This is a genomic window from Marinibaculum pumilum, from assembly GCF_042646425.1.
Taxonomy (GTDB): domain Bacteria; phylum Pseudomonadota; class Alphaproteobacteria; order Ferrovibrionales; family Ferrovibrionaceae; genus Marinibaculum; species Marinibaculum pumilum.
The window spans coordinates 1-4,838 of sequence record NZ_JBHRTR010000032.1; the positions used below are offsets into that span (position 1 = coordinate 1).

Here is a 4,838-nt window from a genome sequence, read left to right on the forward strand (position 1 = left end):
CATTGACCTTCCGCTGTGTCCCAAACGCCGCCAAACGCTTGGAACTCAGTAGAATCAATGCCATGCACCACGTCCAGAATTCCTAACCGGACACCAGTGGGCTTGACCATGGAATCCATTCCGCAGGCCTCGCGGTGCCGCGCGGCTTGCGGAATGGATCCTCGCCTCGAGGGCGAGGATGACGAACAGGCAGCAACGACCTGTCCGTTTCCCGTCACCGATGTGTGAATCCCGTAGGCTCGGGGGCCGAGGGCGACGGAAACGGGGAGGGCAGGTCGAAAGGATCTGAGAATCCTGGTGGGGCCGGCCCGGGAACGACAGATTGTGAGAGCTCGCCGGTGAGAGGTCGCTGGTGAGAGGCCCCCGGGCCTCAGCCGATCTCCACCGCCAGGGTGCCGGCGTCGACGCCTTCCTGGCCCTCGCTGATGTGGACCGCCTTCACCGTGCCGTCGGCCTCCGCGTCGTGCGGCACCTCGGTCTTCATCACCTCCAGGATGAACAGGGTGTCGCCGGCCTTCACCGTGTCGCCCACCTTCACCAGGACCTTCCAGACATTGCCGGGGATCTGCGTCTCGACGTTCTGCGCCATAGGTGGCTCTCCTACTCGATGCTGTCTGCGGAAGCGATCTTGTCCAGGTCCCGGCGCAGGGCCTGCGCCTCCTCCACGCTGACCTTGCGGAAGCGGTAGATGTCGCCGGGCTTGGACTGGCCCAGCTTCCAGAAGGCGGCGGAGGGGACCGTATAGGGATTGATGAAGCCGCCCATGGAGCAGCCGTCATTGACCAGGATGATCGGCGTCTGGCCGGCCAGGTTGATGGCGCCCAGCGGATAGCCCTGGTCGATGATGTTGGACGGGTCCGAGCCGTTCTCCGGCAGCTTGTTGGTGGCCTTCTCCGTGAAGGTCCATTCCGGACCCTCCAGGCGATAGCCCGACCGCGCGCTCTTGCCCGACAGCTTCCAGTCGGTGGTCAGGAAGCGCTCCTTGCCGGCCGTATCGATCCAGTCGTCGTTCGGCCCCTCGACCACCTCGATCTCCCAGCGCTTGTCGGTGGCGAAGGCGGGGCGGGCATCCGCCTTCACCTTGCGGCCGGCCTTGCCCTTGGCCTCGCCCAGCTCCACCTTCTGGCCGTCCTGCAGGGCATGGCCGTCGATGCCGCCCACGCCGGCGGCGTGGAAGGTCGACTGCGAGCCCAGCCAGGGTTCCGACTTGATGCCGCCGGCAAAGGCCAGGTAGGCGCGTGCGCCCAGGGTGCAGAACTTCATCTCCAGAGTCTGGCCGGCCTTCGCCGCCACGCTCTCCCACAGCGGCACCGGCTCGCCGTCCAGCTTCGGCCCCATATCGGCGCCGCAGATCGCGAACACGGTATCGTCGTGGAACTTCAGCGTCGGGCCGATGAACTGCGCCTCCAGCCCGGCCGCGCCGGGCTGGTTGCCGACCAGCAGGTTGGCCAGGCGGAAGGACCAGGAGTCCATCGGTCCCGACGGCGGGAATCCCTGGTTCCAGAAGCCGATGCGGCCCGGGAAATCCTGGACGCTGGTCTCGAAACCTTTCTTGATGACCTCGAACATCGTCCCCTCCCTCAGAAGCGCTGGCTGGCGTCGATGCTGTCCACCCAGGACTTGTACCGGGCGACGGAGAATTTCTGGTAGTCGATCATGTTGTACTGGTAGGAGCCGTCCTTGACCCGGGCCTCGGTATCCTCGAACTCCTCCCTGGTGACCGGCACGAACTTCACCCGGTCGCCGGCCTGGAACAGGCAGATCGACTTCTCGAACAGCTTGAACTTCGCGTTGGTGTCCCAGATCGGCACCGGCGTGCGGGCGAAGATCTGGTAGCCGCCCGGCGTCGCCACCGGGTAGATCGCGGTGGCGGCGCCGCCCATGCCGACCGTGCCCTGCGGCGTCCAGGTCCGCGGCGGGTTGTATTTCGGCGCCGTCATCCGGCTGCGCGGGTCCAGCGGCATCATGAAGGGCAGGCCGGGCCAGAAGCCCAGCGACGCGACCCAGTATTCGGTGGAGGAATGCACCCGCACCAGTTGCGCCGTGTCGGACAGGCCGTTGATCCGCGCGACGAATTCGGGATCCGGCTCCTTGTCGTTGATCTTCGCCTTGTAGTCGTCGACCGCCTCCTTGGTCCAGGGGTCGAGATACATGGTCTCGAAGACGAACAGCCGGCTGGGCAGTTCCAGCTCGTCGCTCGGGCCCAGGCTGCCGAGCAGGCGGGTCAGTTCCTTCTCCACATCGGCGAAGGAGATCTGGTCGGGATCGTAGTGCACCAGCAGGGAGGCGAAGCAGGGCGCCGTCTCGACGATGCCCTTGGTGCCGTCCTGCGCGATGGCGCTGGCCAGCCCCTGCGCCATGAAGTTCAGTTCGAGATTCATCTCGTTGCCGAGCTCGACCAGGATGAACCGGTCGCCGCCCGGCAGGAAGCGTGGCTTCTCGTAGATCATTGGGCCCCCCTGCCTGGACTCTGCCGATGGGTCGGTGCCGCCGGCGACCGGACCGCCGCCGGCACCCGTGTCATGTAGTCAGTTCCTTGATGCGCTCGCCGACGAAGCCGGTGGACACGCCGCCCGCCCGGAATTCCGGATGGGCCAGGAGCCGCCGCAGGAAGGCGATGTTGGTGCCGACACCGTCGACCTCGAACGCCGCCAGCGCGGCATCCAGCCGGTCGATCGCGGCGTTCCTGTCTGCGCCGTGCGCCACCACCTTGGCAATCATCGGGTCGTAGTAGAAGGTGATCTGGTCGCCCTCGCGCACGCCGGTGTCGATGCGCAGGTCGGCGGCGGCTTCCGGCGCGGCGAAGCGCTTCAGCGGCCCGGGGGAGGGCAGGAAGTTCTTCTCCGGCCGCTCCGCATAGATCCGCGCCTCCACCGCCGCACCGGTCGCGGTGATGCTGTCCTGCGTCACGTCGGCCATATGCTCGCCGGCGGCGAGCCGGATCTGCATCGCCACCAGGTCCAGGCCGGTCAGCATCTCGGTTACCGGATGCTCGACCTGGATGCGGGTATTCATCTCCAGGAAGTAGAAGCCCTCGTCCGGGCCGACGACGAACTCCACCGTGCCGGCGCCGCGATAACGCTCCGACCGGGCCAGGGCCGCGGCCGCATCCGCCATCGCCATCCGGGTCTTGTCCGACAGGCCGGGCGCCGGGCTTTCCTCGACGATCTTCTGGTAGCGGCGCTGCACCGAGCAGTCGCGCTCGAAGACATGCACCGCGCGGCCGTCGCCGAAGCCGAAGACCTGGATCTCCACATGGCGGGCGGGGGAGACGAAATGCTCCAGGTAGACGGTGCCGTCGCCGAACGCCTTGGCGGCAAGCTCCTGGGTGCTCGCGACCACCTTCTCCAGGTCGTCGGGCGCATCCACCTTGCGCATGCCGATGCCGCCGCCGCCGGCAGCGGCCTTCACCAGCAGCGGGTAGCCGACCTCGCGCCCGGCCTCCGCCAGGCCGTCATTGTCGCCGGGGGCGAAGCGGGCGCTGCCGGGCAGGATCGGCACCCCGGCGGCATGGGCCAGCGCGCGGGCGCGTTCCTTGTCGCCCATGTCGGCGATGGTCTTCGGCCGCGGGCCGATCCAGACCAGGCCGGCCTTCTCCACCGCCTCGGCAAAGCGCTCGTTCTCCGCCAGGAAGCCGTAGCCGGGATGGATCGCGTCGGCGCCGGTCTCTTTCGCCGCGGCCAGGATCTTCTCGGCCACCAGGTAGCTCTCCGCCGCCTTGGCGGGGCCGATCGCCACCGCCTGGTCGGCTTCCGCCACGTGCATGGCAGCAGCATCGGCCTCGGAATGCACGGCGACGGTCGCCAGGCCGAGGTCGCGGCAGGAGCGCATCACGCGGCAGGCGATCTCGCCCCTGTTGGCAATCAGGACTTTCTTCACACAGGCCTCCGGCCGTCGGTTCCAGACTCTGGCCGCAGGCTGTCAGGCGGCCTTGCGGTTGAGGTGCGGCTGGATGGTCTCGAACACCGCGCGGGCGACATCCACCGCGCCGGGAGTGTCGGAATGGACGCAGACCGATTCCGAGCCGACGGGCACGTCGTTGCCGTCCACCGTGGTGACCTTGCCTTCCTCGATCGCACGCAGGGTGCGTTTCGCGGCGGTCGCCGGGTCCTTCGCCTCATGCTCGCGGGTGATGATCAGGCGGCCGTCGCCGGCATAATCCAGGTCGACATAGAACTCCGCCACGAAGGGGATGCCGCGGGCCTTGTAGACCTTTTCCTGCACAGTGTTGATCATGCCGAACAGCGGCACCTGGAACACCTCCGCCGCGTCGCAGATCGCATTGGCGATCTCCTCGTCGCGGGCGGCCATGCCATAGAGCACGCCATGCGGCTTGATGTGGTTCAGCGGCATCTCCGCCTCGCGCAGAAAGCCGCTCAGCGCGCCGACCTGGTAGATCAGGATCGCGGCGAGCTCGCCACGCTCCATCTTCATCTCGCGCCGGCCGAAGCCCTGAAGGTCGGGCAGGGAGGGATGCGCGCCGACCTTCACGCCATGCTTCTTCGCCAGGGCGACGGTCTTGCGCATATGCACCGGGTCGGAGGCGTGGAAGCCGCAGGCGACGTTGGCGACGGTGATGAAGGGCATGATCCCCTCGTCGTCGCCCATCTTCCACAGCCCGAAGGATTCCCCCATGTCGCAATTGATATCGACGGCCATCGGTCATCTCCCTTTCCTGCGGCGGCGCCCTGCTGCGATGGCAGGTCGCCGGCGACGTGTCCCGGGTATGCAGTCGGGCAGGTATATCGGGTCTGTCCGGCGCGGTCCACGGCATCGATCGACTGCCGGCCGCTGCCGCGCGCCGGCGGAAAAAAGAAACCCCCGCGGGCGCTGCCCGC

Annotated in this window: 5 protein-coding genes; all 5 read right to left on the bottom strand. The window is 67.5% G+C overall.

Annotation, left to right across the window (positions count from 1 at the left end):
• Positions 1-370: 370 nt before the first annotated feature.
• The 5 genes from ACFOGJ_RS19600 to ACFOGJ_RS19620 all read right to left on the bottom strand — a co-directional run bounded on the left by ACFOGJ_RS19600 (position 371) and on the right by ACFOGJ_RS19620 (position 4,659).
• Positions 371-589, bottom strand: coding sequence for a biotin/lipoyl-containing protein (locus ACFOGJ_RS19600; protein ID WP_379903696.1), 219 nt, complete (start codon positions 587-589; stop codon positions 371-373).
• Between the two features lie 11 nt (positions 590-600).
• On the bottom strand, positions 601-1,569 hold the full coding sequence (locus ACFOGJ_RS19605) for a 5-oxoprolinase subunit C family protein (RefSeq protein WP_379903698.1): 969 nt from the start codon (positions 1,567-1,569) through the stop codon (positions 601-603).
• Between the two features lie 11 nt (positions 1,570-1,580).
• Positions 1,581-2,450, bottom strand: coding sequence for a 5-oxoprolinase subunit B family protein (locus ACFOGJ_RS19610; protein WP_379903700.1), 870 nt, complete (start codon positions 2,448-2,450; stop codon positions 1,581-1,583).
• A gap of 70 nt (positions 2,451-2,520) precedes the next feature.
• On the bottom strand, positions 2,521-3,879 hold the full coding sequence (locus ACFOGJ_RS19615) for an acetyl-CoA carboxylase biotin carboxylase subunit (protein WP_379903702.1): 1,359 nt from the start codon (positions 3,877-3,879) through the stop codon (positions 2,521-2,523).
• Between the two features lie 42 nt (positions 3,880-3,921).
• Complete coding sequence (locus ACFOGJ_RS19620; protein WP_379903704.1) at positions 3,922-4,659, bottom strand: LamB/YcsF family protein; 738 nt, start codon at positions 4,657-4,659, stop codon at positions 3,922-3,924.
• Positions 4,660-4,838 lie beyond the last annotated feature (179 nt).